Origin of the sequence: Fulvimarina endophytica, assembly GCF_003403015.1 — a bacterium.
In the GTDB taxonomy this organism is placed as follows: domain Bacteria; phylum Pseudomonadota; class Alphaproteobacteria; order Rhizobiales; family Rhizobiaceae; genus Fulvimarina; species Fulvimarina endophytica.
This window is the reverse complement of record NZ_QURL01000001.1, coordinates 414236-429063: the sequence shown is the minus strand read 5'-3', so window position 1 is coordinate 429063 and position 14828 is coordinate 414236. Positions and strand designations below refer to the sequence as shown.

Below are 14828 nucleotides of genomic sequence, written 5' to 3'. Positions count from 1 at the left end.
GCTCTGCTCGACCGAGCCTGAGACCCTCCCAAACCGGCTTTCCGATCGGCAGTCGGATCGATTATTTCAGTTCAGGCCTCGATCGGACAGGCGACGCAGGCCCCGTCACCAAATCCATAAGGATATTCGTCGTGTGGCTTAGGAATGCAGGGCGACTGCACAGACAGGCAGACTGCGCCGACATCATTTTCTCAGCCGGGCTTTCGCTGGCGGAGTATTTCGATTGCGTAAGAAACGAGTCGGTAAATCTGGCCGGCGGGTACCGATCCAAGCGCGGCATCAGGACCATTGCCGTACGAACTTTTCTGCCGATGGCCGCTCGATCGGCCGCGCATTTTCGCCCGTCACCCAATGACCACCTGCGCTCACGCGCAGAAGTCTTAAGGGCGGCCGCCCCATTTTTTACTTCGCTATGCATAGCAAAGTATTTTAAGCTTTTGATATCTCACAGAGCCTTTCGCCACCAACCGATTTCGGCCGGGACTAGATAATCCTAAAATTTTAGTCTTAAAGGTTAAGCAGGCGTTAAATGGCTTACGTGGGGTTAATTTCGTTGACTCGAAAATCGCCCCTGGTGTAAACACTCCCTCAAGATAGCGGGCCGGTCGAGGGGTGCGATACCCCCGCAATCTTCGAAGAGAGGAGAACCCTCTCTGGTATTGCGATCGAGCGAGGGGGTTCTGTCGGGGTCGTCGTGAAGACGTCCGTCAGGTTCGGAAAAAAATCCAAAGATGTCGAGAGTAATTGCAGCATTCTGACTCTTTCTGTCAGGTGATTACTGTCTTCATGTCATCTTTCAGAGTTTCTCTGGTTCTCTCTCATCTCAACTCGGTGAAAAATCGGCGCCAGGCCACGGGTCTGGCTCCGCAACGACACGCTGGAAAACCGGCGCATCAAGAATTCATTCTCGCATCCGCCAATCTACGGGACGCGGGTTGCGACTTCGAGCTGAAAGGACTTGCAATGACCATTTTCAAGACTTCACTTCTGGCTGCCACGGCGCTGACGCTTCTCAGCGGCGCCGCCTTCGCGCAGTCGGCCGGCAACGGCAACGAAGCCTTCGTCTCCCAGACGTCGCAGCGCTCCACAACCGCTCGCGCCAACGAGGCCACCGTCACGCAGACGGGTGACGACAACAAGGCGGGTAGCGGCGACCAGTTCCTGCTGCAGAGCGGCACCCGCGGCTCGCTGACCGTTACGCAGAGCGGCAACAGCAACGTGATCGGCCTCGACGGAGTTGGCGTCGAGCAGTATGGCAACCGTAACTCGATCGACGTCACGCAGTCCTCGGACGACAACGTGGTCGGATCCGTCGTTCAGGAAGGTCCCGCACGTGGACTGGGCAATACGCTGACCATCGATCAGTCGGCCGGCGCCGGAAGCGTCGTCGACGCAGTCACCCAGAATGGCCAGAACACGGCGACCGTGACGCAGAGCGGTACCGGCAGCACCTTCAGCCGCGTAACCTCGATCGCCCAGACCGGTCAGGGCAACACGGCGGACGTCACGCAGGAAATCAAGTCCCCCTTCGATTTCGACGCGGGCTATGCGAACACGGCCAATCTCGCTCAGAACGGTGACGGCAACAACACGACGATCGAGCAGATCGGCGAAGTTAACAGCGCCTCCAGCTCGACCATGGGCGATGACAACAAGGTCACGATCACGCAGAACGACCCCGAGACCTGGGCCTTCGAGAACAGCGCCACGGTTTCGGTGAACGACGGCGATGACAACGATATCGGTGTCTCGCAGGTTGACGCGTACAACTTCGGCAACGTGCTTGTCGGCGCAGGCGACGGCAACATCATCACGCTCTCGCAGACCGCGACCGACAACGTCGGTAATGTTGCCGTCAACGACGGCGACGGCAATACGCTGACGCTCTCGCAGACCAATAACGCTAACCTCGCACTCGAGATCACCGGGTCCGATCGCAACGAGATCACTTCGACCCAGTCCGACTTCGGCAGCGCCCTCGTCTCGATCGCCAACGGCAGCGACCGCAACGGCGTCGTCGCCACCCAGTCCGGCCGAAGCACCTTCGTCATCGGCATGGACAACGATGCGAACCGAAACACCGTCCTCGTGGATCAGTCAAGCAATGGTAATGGCGCAGGCCTGTCGATCGACGGCGGCTCGTTCAATACTGCGGTCATGTTCCAGGACGGAAGCGACCATCTCGCTTCGGTTGCGATCGACGGTGGCCTCGGCAATACCGTTTCCCTGAGCCAGCTCGGTTCGCTCCAGAATGCCAGCCTGAACATCTCTGGTGACACCAACACCGTGATCACCTCCCAGGGCGGGATGAACAACCTGGTCGACCTGGATGTTTCGGGCAACGGGAACGACACGACCCTCTTCCAGACCTCCAGCGACAACGAGATCTTCGGTACCGTTTCCGGTAACGGAAACAGCGCGCTGGTCTCCCAGTTCGGAAGCAGCAACTACACGAACTTCGATCAGGGCGGGAACGGCAACGTCCTCAATGTGACCCAGGGCGGCGCCCCGAACGGCCGCCTGTAAGCGGTAGACGGAACTCGTCGAATAAGAGGTCGGCCGGGGCTTTCCCGGCCGACCTTCTCGCGTCCTCAGACGCATCCTATCGCGGAGATTTCCTGCCATGGTCTTGCATCGCGTTCTTCCGGCCTTCGCTCTATGGCTTTCCGCCTCCGCGGCCTTCGCGCAGTCCAACGAGGTGTTTCTCGGTCAGGTCGGCGACCAGAACGAGGCGGTGATCGATCAGACCGGTGCCCGCAACATCGTCGGCGGCTCGTCGAACGACCTCCGCCTCAATCAGCTCGGCGCGGGCAACACGCTGACGATCACACAGGTCGGCGAAGACAATGCCGTCGGCCCCTCGAACCTGATCGGCGTTCCCGGCTTTCTGACCGGCACGGTCGGATCGGCCTCCGGTCTCACCCAGGCAGGCGACGTCAACCAGCTAATCGTCGAGCAACGATCGGGCCGCGACATGGGAGGCGGAAGCACGATCGGCGCCATCGATCAGCGCGCCGATTCCGCCGGCACCAGCATTACGAACAGCGCGGAGATACGGCAGATCGGCGGCCGCTACGACCCGGCGACGAGCCGGCTCGGTGAATCGTCCGGTCCGGCGAACCACCTCTTCCAGGAACTCGCCCAGCAATGGCTGCCGACGGCGTCCACGACGGGTACCAATCGTCTCGAGGTCGACCAGTTGGGCTTCGGTCAGTCGATCTGGCAGATACGCCAGAGCGGCGCGCAGAACAGCCTTTCCGTCTTGCAGAGCGTGCGAGGCAACGCCCTACGCATCGCATCCCAGGATGGCGCGGCCAATCAGGCAACCCTGATCAGCACCGGCGAGGACAACACGATCGGCAACCTGCAGCAGACGGGCCAGGGCCATGCGCTCGATCTGTCGCTCGTCGGTGACCGCAACTTCGTCGATCAGGTTCGCCAGACCGGCTTCACGACATCGGGCGGGGGCGACAATCTCGCCGGCATCTCGATCTTCGGCGACGACAATGGGGGGGAAGGCATCGGCGGCTATCGCGCGATGAGCGCCCAGGGCTCGCAGCTTGCCGGATACGCGGCTTCGGTGGAGCAGGTCGGTGACGGCAACCAGTTGCAACTGACCATCGGCGCCTCGTCGACAGGCGGCGGTTCCGACGGCAATCTCTTCTCCCTTTCGCAGTCCGGTCTTCAGAACGGACTGTTCGTGACGATGACGGGCGACGGAAACGAGACGAACGCCCGCCAGACCGGCGATGGGAACACGGCCACGATCGTGCAGGACTCGGACGCAGTGTTCTCGCGCCAGTCCGGCATCCGGCTCGGCAATATCGCATCGCTGTCATTTGAGGGAGACGCAAACGACCTCCTCATCAACCAGTCGGGCCTTTCGAACCGCGCCGATGTAACGATCGTCGGAAGCCGGAACGATGTCGGCGCATCGATCCCGGGACGGGATGACAGGGATGCGCTCCTTCAAAGCCTTCTCGCGCAGGGGGGCATCGTTCAGGCCGGACGGGACAATACGGCTTCGGTCTCGATCGTGGGCAACGAGAACCTTAGCGGGATCTTCCAGGCCGGCACATCGCATTCGGCCATGATCACCACTGTCGGCGACGGCAATCAGGCCGGTATCGGCCAGATCGGCGAGGGACAACTCGCGCGCGTGCGGCAGGGGGGCGAGGGCAACAGCGCGTCGATCGGCCAGTATTGAGGATCGTTCGAAAGTCTTAACCGTGATGCGAGGTTCGTCGACGTTACGGCAGATCCATACAATTTGAAAAGATTGCGCAAGAGGGCGTGAGAAGGACTGCGGCATCATCGATCCAACTCAACGGATCGGATGACCGTCATGCGCCTTCTTCTTCTCGCAACCGCCGGATTGCTCGCTGCTTCGACCGCCTCGGCCACTGAGAACAGGCTGATTATCGACACCACGGCCGACAGCCTCGACACGCTGGTTTTGGCGGTCGAGGGCAACGACAACGGCCTCGACATTCGCCAGACCTATAACTCGAGTTCAGACCTCTCCGCCAATGCGATCACGATCGACATTCGCGGCGATCGCAACGGCGGGCGCGAAGGTCTTGCCGCGAAGCCTCTCATCGACGGGCTTCCCTTCGGTTCGTTGCTTCAGCAGGGTTACGGCAACGCGATGACCGTCGAGGTGGTGGGCAGCGACAATCTCTTCGCCTCCGCCCAGCGCGGCGCGAACAACACACTCTCCGCCTTCATCGAGGGTCGGGGCAACCAGGCCAGCGTGAGCCAGATCGGAAGCGGCAATATCGCTGGTTTTTCGCAGGTCGGGAACGGTAATATGGTATCCATATCACAACAATCATGGTAGTAGAGGGCGAGTATAGAAGCCATCCACGGAGACTGTGATGTTCTTGCACCCCTTCCCTGCCATTGCGGGCGCAATCTTCGTCTCTGCAGTTTCCGTAACGTTGGCTTACGCTCAGGACAATCAGTTGCGGATCACGCAGGACGGGGGGCAGAACACGCTGATCGTCGACCAGTCCGAAGCAGTCGGAAGCATCGTGGGTGGACGGTCCCTTATCCTCGACGATGACAAGTCCGCCTTCGCGCGCCAGATCGGCGCAGGCAATTCAGCCACCATCCTCGATGGCGGCAATGGCAACCGAATCGCCCTCGAGCAGAATTCAGGGACGAGCGGCGAGGGCAACAGCGCGACGATCGCCGTCGATGCGGCTGCGGGAACGCTCGGCCGCTCGGCCACTCCGGACGCAGGCTCGGCCCTGGCTTCCGATTTCGCCGGAGGCAACACGGCCTTCGTTTTCCAGGACGGACGCGGCAATTCCGCCGACGTCTCCGTGAACGGGCAGCTCTCCGGCGCCGGCGCGATCCAGATCGGCAACGACAATCAGGCGGAAGTCGACGTGGAAGGCAACCAGGTCTTCGGCGGCATCCTCCAGCAGGGCAACAACAATGCCGCCGCTCTCTCGGTCGTCGGCGCGCCCGGCACGAACGTGATCTACAATCAGATCGGAAACAATCTCGTCGGCGCGCCGCCCAGCGTGGTCAGCAATGGCGCAACGGTCTTCATCACGCAGTCGACCTTCGGGCAGTGAGATGCGCGCAGCATTCTGCCTTTCGCTCCTGATCATGGCCATGGCCCCTGCCGGAACCGCCTCCTTCGCCCAGTCCTCTTCACCAGTACCCGCGACGGACGGGGCCACGCCGATGCCTTCGGCCATCGGCGCGATCGACGTTTCGGGGGAGGACGGAACCTTGCGGATCGCCGGGCGGATCATCGGTCTCAGCGCCGGCGAGTACGAGGGCAGGATCACGATCGAGAAGTCCGGGCCATCCGGCCGGATCAACACCGCCCAGGGCGGCACCGCCAAATTGGCAGCGGGGGAAACCGCCGTTGTGGCGACCACCAGCGTCAACGCCTCCGCCGGAGATAGCCTGAGCGTGCGTTTCGTCGTTCAGGCCGGCGGTCACGAGATCGCATCGGCGCAGGTGCTGACGCAGAGGTAGCGCCCGCCCGAACGCCCAGCAAAAGAGATCGTACGGGGAACAGATCTTGATCAGGATTTATACATCGACGGCGGCTGCCGCCTTTTTCGCCTTGACGGCTCCCGTCCTGGCCCAGAGCGAGGCGGACTTTGTCGCCGCGTTTTCCGGAACGTGGCAGACCCTCGATCCGAGTTTTACGAAGGACGGCGCCTGCCGCGTGGAGTTGCGTTCCCAGAGCGTCGACGGCGGGTTCGGGTTGTCGGCCGAACATTGCGGCGGAACGCTCAGCGACCTCGATCACTGGGCGATCGTCGACAACCAGCTCGCCCTTCGCGATTCGAGCAACAAGATCGTGGCGCGTCTCGGCGGCAATCAGCGGCGGATCAACGGCGACACCACCAGCGGCCCGATCGTGTTCGAGCGGGTGACACAGTCCGCAAGCGCCGGATCGCCCTCCCCGTCCACCCGCTCGCCCTGCACCTATTACGGCTACACCGCAAGTTGCGCCGACGCTAAGGATATGAGCCTTCCCGAGATCGCGCCGAACGGCGGAAGCGTCGAGGCGGGCGTTCTCGTCGCGCTCAATGCTCGCAAGGAAGCTCGCAGCGATGCCGACGTCGTCGCGACGATTCCTGCTGGAACCTGCGTCCGGCTCGAAGAGTGCAAGTCGCAGTCTGGAGAGAACTGGTGCCGGGCCCAGGTCGCCAATTTCTCCGGCTGGATCAAGCAGACCGCGACGCGCATGAACCGCTGGCCGATCCTCACCTTCGATCAGCAGTGCCGCTCCAGCAAGTGAGGCGCGGGCGCGAGAAGGGTGCGGGGGAGCGGGAGAATGCCCCCAACGACGATACGTCGGTTCCCCGACGTCGTTGAGTTCATTCGTCCGAAGGCTCGCTTCCAGCTCCGCGCGCCGCGAACCTTCCGTGTTCGGCCGGCCGGCCGCTCCTGTGGCGCGCCGGCCGGCCAGGTTTCAGGCCCCGTTCTCCTCGAACAGGTCGGCGCGCGGTTCCGGCCTCGTCCAGAGGAAGGTGCAGACGCCGGCGAAGACCAACGCCTGGATCGTCAGGACCGTCGACGAGAGACCGAAGACCAGGCCGCCGGCGAGCGTGACCAGCATGACGATCGTCGCCAGCCATTTCGCCTTGCGGGCGATCGCTCTCTCGCGTCGCCAATTCATGATCGTCGGGCCGAAGCGCGGATGCTCGATCAGCCAGCGTTCGACTCGTGGCGAGCTCTTGGAGAACGCGAAGGCCGCGAGGATCAGGAAGGGGGTCGTCGGCAGGAGCGGCAGAACGGCTCCGATCAGCCCCAGTGCGAGTGCGAGGGCGCCGATGGCCCACCAGAAGATGCGGATCGTCGTCATGCGCGGTCGATATCCGCCTCGTCTAGGGTATTCGTCGCGATCGTTCACGATCGTCGCAGATGGATATCTATGCCATGCGATCGAGACGGCATCCCGCGGCCTGCAAAATCATCTCGCGCCAGGCAGCTTCGAAACCGACGGTCCTTCGGAAGAACTCGATATCGCGCGTCTCGCATGTGCGCCTGATGGTTTCATCTCTCCTGCAAGCCTTACCTAACGGTCGCAGACGGCGGTATGTCGGCTCGTGCGCAGCATTTCGCCGAACACGTAACGCAATGCCGGATTCACGCTTGACGGCTGCCCGCGCAAAACCGATTTTCCGAGCCATGACAACGATTCGTTCCCTATGCGTCTATTGCGGCTCCTCCACCGGCCGCGATCCCGAATATCTCTCCGCCGCTCGCCGTCTCGGCCTCGCGCTTGCCGAGCACGATATCCGTCTCGTCTATGGTGGCGGCACCCGCGGCATCATGGGTGCGGTCTCCGATGGGGTGATCGAAGGCGGCGGCCTCGTCACCGGGATCATTCCTCGTTTCCTCATCGATATGGAGGCGACCGAGAGCGAGCTGAAGCGGCTCGACGAGCTGATCGTCACCGAGGACATGCATGAGCGCAAGCATCTGATGTTCCGGCGGTCGGACGCCTTCGTCGCCCTGCCGGGCGGTATCGGAACGCTCGAGGAACTGATCGAGATCCTCACCTGGGGCCAGCTCGGCCGTCACCGCAAGCCTATCGTGATCGCGAATCTGAACGGGTTCTGGGACCCGTTGACCAGCCTCCTCGACCATATGGATGCGGAAGGCTTCATCCATCGCTCACAGCATGTGCGACCGCTGCCCGTGACCGACATCGACGAGGTTCTTCCCGCAATCGAAGGCGCTCTCGGCGAGATGGCGCTCGAGGGTCGAGGCGAGATCATCGAGAAGCTCTGATTGCGGGCGGTGTAGGTTCCGGCGCGCAGGAGTGGCGCGCTGGTTCTCCTGCGAATTATGCGGCTCACGCGTTGCGGCAGATCCTTTGCCGCCTAGGTTTGGGTGAAATCCTAATCAATCGAGGACAGCCCAACCTCCATGGTCGACAAAAGCCAAACCCCGAAGATCGTCGTTCGCGTTGCCGAGAAGGGAGATGTCGACAAGATCATCGCCTTGTCTTCGAAGGTCTTCCGGAACGAGGCGCCCTATACGCGGGGCATGATCCTCGGTCAGATGTCGGCATTCGCGGAAGGCCAGTTCGTCGTGGTCTACGACGGCGAGGTGGTCGGCTACGCCGCGACCATGATGCTGCCGGAGCGAAAGGCGCTCGACCAGCACACCTGGAACGAAGTCACCGGCGGCGGATACGCTGCGATGCACGACCGGCGGGGCGAATGGCTTTATGGCATGGAGGTCTGTGTCGATCCCGACAAGCGCCGCTTGCGGATCGGGAAGCGGCTCTACGATGCCCGGCGGCGCCTTGCGACCGACAAGCATCTCAAGGGCATCGCCTTCGGCGGCCGCATGCCGGGCTACAAGCGCAATGCCAGAAAATTCGCATCGCCCGAGGATTATCTGGAAGCCGTGAAGCGCAACGACGTGAAGGACCCCGTCGCCACCTTCCATCTTAATGCAGGCTTCGAGCCGGTCCGGCTCCTGAAGAACTACTATCCCGCCGATGCGGACTCCGGCGGATACGGCGTGCTGATGGTTTGGCGCAATCCGTATTACGATCCCGAGCGTGAGAATCAGCCGGTCAATCGCGGCAATCCGGATATTGTGCGCGTCGTCACGGTCCAGATGGAAGCGCGGACCATCAGCAGGCCGCAGCAGTTCTACGATGCCGTCGAATATTTCGTGGAGGTCGCCTCCGAATATGGCGGGGATTTCGTCGTCTTCCCCGAGCTGTTCACGCTCATGCTCTTGTCGTGCGAGCCGGAGGAACTGAAGCCGGAAGCCGCCATCCAGCGCCTGACCGAGCACACGCCCGAATTCGTCGAGAGGCTGACGGAAATGGCGATCCGCCGGAACATCAACATCATCGGCGGCAGCCATGCGACCAAGACCGAGGACGGGGATATCCAGAACGTCGGATACGCCTTCCTGCGCGACGGCTCCGTCCATACCCGCGAGAAGATCCATCCCACGCCGAACGAGCAGACCTACTGGCAGATCAAGGGCGGCGAACCGCTCGACGTGATCGAGACCGACTGCGGACCGGTCGGCATCATGATCTGCTACGATTCGGAATTCCCGGAGATCGGCCGCCGTCTGGCCGATCAGGGTGCGCGCATCCTCTTCGTGCCGTTCAACACGGATACGCGGCACGGCTATCTGCGCGTGCGCTACTGCTGTCAGGCACGCGCGGTGGAGAACCAGTGCTATGTCGTCACGAGCGGCATGACGGGCAATCTGGGCAATGTGGACAATCTCGATATCGAATATGCGCAATCGGGCATCTTCACGCCCTGTGATTTTCCCTTCGCGCGCGACGGCATCGCGGCCGAAGCCTCGGAAAACGTGGAGATGGTGACCGTCGCCGATCTCAATCTGGCGACCCTGTCCTGGGCCCGCTACGAGGGTTCGGTGAAGAACCTGCGCGACCGCCGTCTGGATCTCTACCGGATCGCCTGGTCCGACGGGGGCTGATCGAGCGCTGCGGCCTGACCGTCCATCTGGGCGGAGGTCTGCGCGGCGGAGGGTTGGCGTCGGCGTCGCCTCTGGCGCTCCACCCTCGCCTGCCGCAGAAGCGTCACCGTGTAGAGGCCGAGCGCGGTCCAGATGAAGGCGAAAGCGACCAGTTGCCAAACGCTGAATGGCTCGCCGAAGATGAAGACGGCGATGAGGAACAGGCAGGTCGGCACGAGATATTGCAGGATGCCGACCGTCGCGAAGTTCAGAAGCCGCGCTCCGGCCGCAAAGAGGATCAGCGGAACAGCGGTCAGGGGGCCGGCGCCCATCAGCATCACGGTCTCGTAGGGAATGACGCCGAAATGGCTCACGGGGACGATGAAGAGCGCGGCCACCGCGAAGGGCGTCAAGAGAACGACTTCGAGAAAGAAGCCCTCGCTCGCATCGACCTTCACCATTTTGCGCACCAGGCCGTAGGACCCGAAGGTGCAGGCGAGGACGAGCGAGATCCACGGCAGCCCTCCGGCCTTCACCGTCATGATCGCAACGCCGACCGTCGCGAGCCCGACGGCGATCGCCTGAAGCCGGCTCGGACGCTCCTTCAGAACCAGGGCGGCCAGAAGCACGTTGAGAAGCGGATTGATGTAATAGCCGAGCGCCGCATCCACCGTCTGGCCGGCAACGATGGCGTAGACGTAGACGCCCCAGTTGATCGAGATCAGAGCCGCCGTCAGCAGTGCCAGGGCCGTCGTTCGCATGTCCGCGAGATAACGCACGGTCCTGGCGAAGCGCCCCTGATACATCAGGAGAATGGCCGCGAAGGGCAGCGCCCAGATGATGCGGTGCGCCACGATCTCCACGGGCGAGACGTGATCCAGCGCCTTCATGTAGAATGGCAGCACGATGCCCCACAATCCGTAGGCACTGATCGCGAGGAGCAGCCCGCGGCGGGTTTCGGTCGGATCTGGCTGCATGAACATGGCCTTGCGGAAGCGAAAACCCGAAACCGCCATGACGGACCAGACGGTCGTTTGACGGACTATGCGGGATCGTCGTTTGTCTCAGGTTTGAAACGAATGGGATCGCGAACGCATCTGCCGGTCCGTATCCCCTGCCCCCGGTCTATCAGCCTTCGCGAGTTCGGGCGTCCTGTTTTTTGTGATCGCTGCGATCACCGGAAACCTTCGTCATCCGATCGCTCGTCCTCACCCGGATGATCGGGATGCTGATGGGAGACGAGATCGGCGAGGAAGGGCTGATCGTCAAAGTCGTCGCTGGTCCGGGATGCCGGCAGGCTGGAAAGGGTCTGCACGAATTCGCAGCGCGCCTCGATCCCGTATTGGCGTCGGGGAGGAAGCTTGGATGGGTCATCGAATGCGCCGATGAGCAGGAACATGCCGTCGGGCGCGCGATAGGTGAGAGGCGTTCCGCATCGGGCGCAGAAGCCCCGGCTTGCGGCGGAAGACGACTGGAACTCGCTCGGCTCATCCTTCGTCCAGACGAGACGGCCGTCGAAAACCTTCACGAGGGCCGCATAGAAGTTGCCGACGGCCTTCTGGCACATCCGGCAATGACAGATATGCGCGGTCGCGACATCGGGTTCGCAACGAAACCTCACGGCACCGCACTGGCATCCGCCACTCATCATATGTGTTTCGTTCTGCATGGCAGTCCGCCTCGCCTTTCAGAGTGCCGACGAGAACCGATCCGTCGCCGCAAGCAGCTCCTGAAGGATTCCGGGTTCGGCGAAGGCATGGCCCGCACCCTCGACCATGCGATAATCGGCCTGCGTCCAGACCTGCGCAAGTTGCCATGACGTGATCGCCGGCGTGACGACGTCGTACCGACCCTGCACGATGACGCCGGGAATCCGGGACAGACGATCGGCGCGATCGAGAAGCTGCCCGTCTTCGAGCCACAGGTCGTGGTGGAAATAATGGTTCTCGATGCGCGCGAAGGCGATGGTCGCATCGGACACGGATCGCGACGGCTGTGGTGGCGGCCCCGATCGCATCGCGACGGTCGCCGATTCCCATTGCGTCCAGCTCGCAGCGGCAGCCGCGCGGACGGCGCGATCGGGATCGGTCAGACGGCGGCGATAAGCGCCGATGATATCGCCCTGTTCCGCCTGAGGAACCAGAGCCGTCAGGTTCTCCCATTCGTCCGGGAACAGATGGTTCGCTCCCTTTTCGTAGAACCACGAAAGCTCCGCGCGCCGGCCGGAGAACACGCCTCGCAGGATCATCGCGGAAACGGTCTCGGGATGGGTCTGGGCATAGGCGAGGGCAAGGGTCGCGCCCCAGGATCCGCCGAAGAGCACCCAGCGTTCGATATCGAGGGCGCGGCGCAGCTTCTCCATGTCCTCGACGAGATGCCAGGTCGTATTCGCATCGAGGCCGCCGAGGGGGCTCGATCGGCCGCAGCCTCGCTGGTCGAAAAGCAGGATGCGGTAGCGCTGCGGATCGAAGAGCCGGCGATGGTGCGGCGAGCATCCGCTTCCCGGTCCGCCATGCAGGAAGACGATCGGCGTTCCGTTCGGATTCCCGCAGAGCTCGTAATAGAGCTCGTGTCCATCGCCGACGGGCAGTCGGCCGGTCTCGTACGGATCGATGGCGGGATAGGCTTTGCGCGTCGTGTCGGATGTCATCAGCTATCGATTCGCAACGGAATTTGAATTCGTCGAAGCCACGGTTCCGAGAACCTCGGCGCGGCTCTTCGACATGAAACTATAGTGCGCACTGCCGCCAGCGAACGGATCGGGCAAGAAATCTGCGCTCATGCGTCAAATGGACGTGTCCATCGATCTTCCGCATCGATCATAACGCGGGGAAGGGTCGGCAGCAGCCGAACCGTCCCGACGGATCAGTGGCGCGTCTCCCAGGTCGTGATCCGCTCGCCCGTCTGCGCATCCTTGCCGTCCTTCAGCTGGATGCCCTTCTGCGAAAGGATGTCTCGGATCTCGTCCGCGGCGGCCCATTCCTTCGCGCGGATGAGAGCGAGGCGCTCCTCGACCAGTCTCTCGATCTCCTCGACCGGGACCTGCGAACGAAATTGCTCCTGCCGGGAGACATCGCCCGCGAAACGCTCGAGATCGATCCCGAGAAGGTCGAGCCCGGCGCGCAGGGCTGCCGGATCCGATCGGCGAAGCGCATGCAGTTCCGCGATCACGGCTCCGCTCGCCAGATCGTCCGAGAGCGCCGCGACGAGCGTCTCGCTCGGCCGCGTCGCGGCGGCGTCGCGCGTGTCGGACAACCAGGCCTTCAGCGCCGTCTCGGCTTCCTCCAGCCGTCTCACCGAGAAGTCGATCGGTTCGCGGTAGTGGGTCATCAGCATCGCAAGCCGCAGAACGTCCCCCGGCCAGGTCCGGCCACCGAAGGTCTCGGTCTCGAGGAGATCGCGAATGGTGACGAAGTTGCCCTCGGACTTCGACATCTTGCGGCCTTCGACCTGCACATATCCGTTGTGCATCCAGATCTCGGCCATCCTGTCCGACCCGTGCGCGCAACGCGACTGGGCGATCTCGTTTTCGTGGTGCGGGAAGATCAGATCGAGCCCGCCGCCATGGATGTCGAAGATCTCGCCCAGATGGGCCGCGCTCATGACCGAGCATTCGATGTGCCAGCCTGGGCGGCCCCTGCCCCACGGACTGTCCCAGCCCGGCTCTCCCTCGTTCGACTGCTTCCAGAGAACGAAATCGCCCGGATTTCGCTTGTGCCGCTCCACCGCCACCCGGGCACCGGCCTGCTGCTCGTCGAGCTTGCGGTTCGACAATCCGCCATAGTCCGGCATCGAGGTGACGTCGAACAGAACCTCGCCACCCGCCTCGTAGGCGTTGCCCTTCCCGATCAGGGTCGAGATCATCGTCACCATGTCGTGCCCGTCCGCATGACCTGCGACATACTCCGTCGCTCGCGGCTCGACCGACGGCGGAAGGCAGCCAAGCGCCTTCGTATCGGCGTGGAACTGGTCGGCGGTCTTCTCGGTCACCAGCCTGATCGCCTCGTTGAGCGGCAGGCCCGGAAAATCGCGGGCGGCGCGTGCGTTGATCTTGTCGTCGACATCCGTGATGTTCCGGACGTAGACCACCCGCTCGGCGCCATAGAGATGGCGCAGGAGACGGAACAGGACGTCGAACACAATGACCGGCCGCGCATTGCCGATATGGGCGAAATCGTAGACAGTGGGTCCGCAGACATACATCCGCACGCGCTTGTCGGCGTCGGCAATGGTGTCGTCGCGCCAATCCAGAGGTGTGTAGTCCCGTTTCTGGCGCGTCATCGTATCGGTCAGTCGAAGACCGCGAGAAGCCTCGGCCATGGTTGAACGTCCTGTCGCTTCGAAGATCGGTATTGGCGTTTTGCGTGGGTAGGCTCAATCCGGGCGATTTTCAAATCCGGTATCGCGACGGAACGCGAAATGACGGGTCCATTCCTCGGCCCCACCGACCTGTAAGGACCCACCCCGCCTTAACCGATTCTTTACCATCATGGCGCGCAGCGTGGCCGGAAGGACACGGCTCTCCGGCATCGATCCGTCCGCCGATCGGACGGTGTCACAAAGCGTTCGTGGAGAGCGTGAATGCCTCGAAACTGTCTCAATTGCGGGATGGCTAGGACAGGCGTCCAACCAGCCAGGCACGAACACCCGATGAAGCACAACGAGATCCACTTCCGCTCCCAGGCCGATCGCCAGAACGAGATCCGACTGGAAGACAACTACCGCCAGCTCGGCAATGCCGCGATCCTCGCAGCAGCCAGTTATTGCGGCGGCAAGCGTGTGGCCCAGTCCCATGCCGCCCTGCCCCAGTTCCAGAACGCAGGCAAATGACAACCCAGGAAAGGGGCCGATCGCACGCGGCAAACGGCCCCGTTCATCCATCATATCGC

Annotated in this window: 14 protein-coding genes; 9 read left to right on the top strand and 5 right to left on the bottom strand. The window is 62.6% G+C overall.

The window, feature by feature from the left end; all coding sequences use genetic code 11:
• Positions 1-744: 744 nt before the first annotated feature.
• The 6 genes from DYI37_RS01830 (at position 745) to DYI37_RS01805 (ending at position 6772) form a co-directional block, all read left to right on the top strand.
• Complete coding sequence (locus DYI37_RS01830; protein ID WP_147307846.1) at positions 745-2526, top strand: beta strand repeat-containing protein; 1782 nt, start codon at positions 745-747, stop codon at positions 2524-2526.
• Positions 2527-2623: 97 nt separating this feature from the next.
• Complete coding sequence (locus tag DYI37_RS01825) at positions 2624-4207, top strand: hypothetical protein (RefSeq protein ID WP_116681476.1); 1584 nt, start codon at positions 2624-2626, stop codon at positions 4205-4207.
• A gap of 138 nt (positions 4208-4345) precedes the next feature.
• Positions 4346-4840 (top strand): hypothetical protein, encoded by a 495-nt coding sequence (locus DYI37_RS01820; RefSeq protein ID WP_158555057.1) that lies wholly within the window; start codon positions 4346-4348, stop codon positions 4838-4840.
• Between the two features lie 124 nt (positions 4841-4964).
• On the top strand, positions 4965-5585 hold the full coding sequence (locus tag DYI37_RS01815; RefSeq protein WP_116681474.1) for a hypothetical protein: 621 nt from the start codon (positions 4965-4967) through the stop codon (positions 5583-5585).
• A 1-nt stretch (position 5586) separates the two neighbouring features.
• Complete coding sequence (gene csgH / locus DYI37_RS01810; protein WP_116681473.1) at positions 5587-5997, top strand: curli-like amyloid fiber formation chaperone CsgH; 411 nt, start codon at positions 5587-5589, stop codon at positions 5995-5997.
• Between the two features lie 46 nt (positions 5998-6043).
• On the top strand, positions 6044-6772 hold the full coding sequence (locus tag DYI37_RS01805) for an SH3 domain-containing protein (protein ID WP_116681472.1): 729 nt from the start codon (positions 6044-6046) through the stop codon (positions 6770-6772).
• Between the two features lie 174 nt (positions 6773-6946).
• On the opposite strand, the gene DYI37_RS01800 is transcribed toward DYI37_RS01805, so the two are convergent.
• The gene (locus DYI37_RS01800) at positions 6947-7339 is read right to left on the bottom strand and encodes a YbaN family protein (RefSeq protein ID WP_116681471.1); all 393 of its coding nucleotides are present in this window, start codon (positions 7337-7339) and stop codon (positions 6947-6949) included.
• Positions 7340-7665: 326 nt separating this feature from the next.
• On the opposite strand from DYI37_RS01800, the gene DYI37_RS01795 reads away from it, so the two are divergent.
• Positions 7666-8271: an LOG family protein gene (locus DYI37_RS01795; RefSeq protein WP_116681470.1), complete on the top strand. Its 606-nt coding sequence runs from the start codon at positions 7666-7668 to the stop codon at positions 8269-8271.
• Positions 8272-8409: 138 nt separating this feature from the next.
• A complete protein-coding gene (locus DYI37_RS01790; RefSeq protein ID WP_116681469.1) occupies positions 8410-9960 on the top strand; it encodes a carbon-nitrogen hydrolase family protein in 1551 nt (516 codons plus the stop codon).
• On the opposite strand, the gene rarD is transcribed toward DYI37_RS01790, so the two are convergent.
• From rarD to cysS, 4 genes are all read right to left on the bottom strand, one after another.
• Positions 9930-10916 carry an EamA family transporter RarD gene (gene rarD / locus DYI37_RS01785; RefSeq protein WP_116681798.1) on the bottom strand — a complete coding sequence of 329 codons (987 nt, stop codon included), beginning with the start codon at positions 10914-10916 and terminating at the stop codon, positions 9930-9932. The two genes, DYI37_RS01790 and rarD, sit on opposite strands and share 31 nt — an antisense overlap.
• Before the next feature lie 197 nt (positions 10917-11113).
• On the bottom strand, positions 11114-11608 hold the full coding sequence (locus tag DYI37_RS01780; RefSeq protein WP_116681468.1) for a GFA family protein: 495 nt from the start codon (positions 11606-11608) through the stop codon (positions 11114-11116).
• Positions 11609-11626: 18 nt separating this feature from the next.
• On the bottom strand, positions 11627-12589 hold the full coding sequence (pip, locus tag DYI37_RS01775; protein ID WP_116681467.1) for a prolyl aminopeptidase: 963 nt from the start codon (positions 12587-12589) through the stop codon (positions 11627-11629).
• A 215-nt stretch (positions 12590-12804) separates the two neighbouring features.
• Positions 12805-14259, bottom strand: coding sequence for a cysteine--tRNA ligase (gene cysS / locus DYI37_RS01770; RefSeq protein WP_116681466.1), 1455 nt, complete (start codon positions 14257-14259; stop codon positions 12805-12807).
• A 330-nt stretch (positions 14260-14589) separates the two neighbouring features.
• Here cysS and DYI37_RS01765 point away from each other — a divergent pair, with 330 nt between their 5' ends.
• Positions 14590-14769, top strand: coding sequence for a hypothetical protein (locus tag DYI37_RS01765; RefSeq protein ID WP_116681465.1), 180 nt, complete (start codon positions 14590-14592; stop codon positions 14767-14769).
• Positions 14770-14828 lie beyond the last annotated feature (59 nt).

Bases quoted from the DNA above. Each gene is read 5' to 3' on its own strand.
- csgH (WP_116681473.1), top strand. From the start codon at position 5,587: ATGCGCGCAGCATTCTGCCTTTCGCTCCTGATCATGGCCATGGCCCCT.
- DYI37_RS01795 (WP_116681470.1), top strand. From the start codon at position 7,666: ATGACAACGATTCGTTCCCTATGCGTCTATTGCGGCTCCTCCACCGGC.
- DYI37_RS01790 (WP_116681469.1), top strand. From the start codon at position 8,410: ATGGTCGACAAAAGCCAAACCCCGAAGATCGTCGTTCGCGTTGCCGAG.
- DYI37_RS01780 (WP_116681468.1), bottom strand. From the start codon at position 11,608: ATGCAGAACGAAACACATATGATGAGTGGCGGATGCCAGTGCGGTGCC.
- DYI37_RS01820 (WP_158555057.1), top strand. From the start codon at position 4,346: ATGCGCCTTCTTCTTCTCGCAACCGCCGGATTGCTCGCTGCTTCGACC.
- pip (WP_116681467.1), bottom strand. From the start codon at position 12,589: ATGACATCCGACACGACGCGCAAAGCCTATCCCGCCATCGATCCGTAC.
- rarD (WP_116681798.1), bottom strand. From the start codon at position 10,916: ATGCAGCCAGATCCGACCGAAACCCGCCGCGGGCTGCTCCTCGCGATC.
- DYI37_RS01825 (WP_116681476.1), top strand. From the start codon at position 2,624: ATGGTCTTGCATCGCGTTCTTCCGGCCTTCGCTCTATGGCTTTCCGCC.
- DYI37_RS01800 (WP_116681471.1), bottom strand. From the start codon at position 7,339: ATGACGACGATCCGCATCTTCTGGTGGGCCATCGGCGCCCTCGCACTC.
- cysS (WP_116681466.1), bottom strand. From the start codon at position 14,259: ATGGCCGAGGCTTCTCGCGGTCTTCGACTGACCGATACGATGACGCGC.
- DYI37_RS01765 (WP_116681465.1), top strand. From the start codon at position 14,590: ATGAAGCACAACGAGATCCACTTCCGCTCCCAGGCCGATCGCCAGAAC.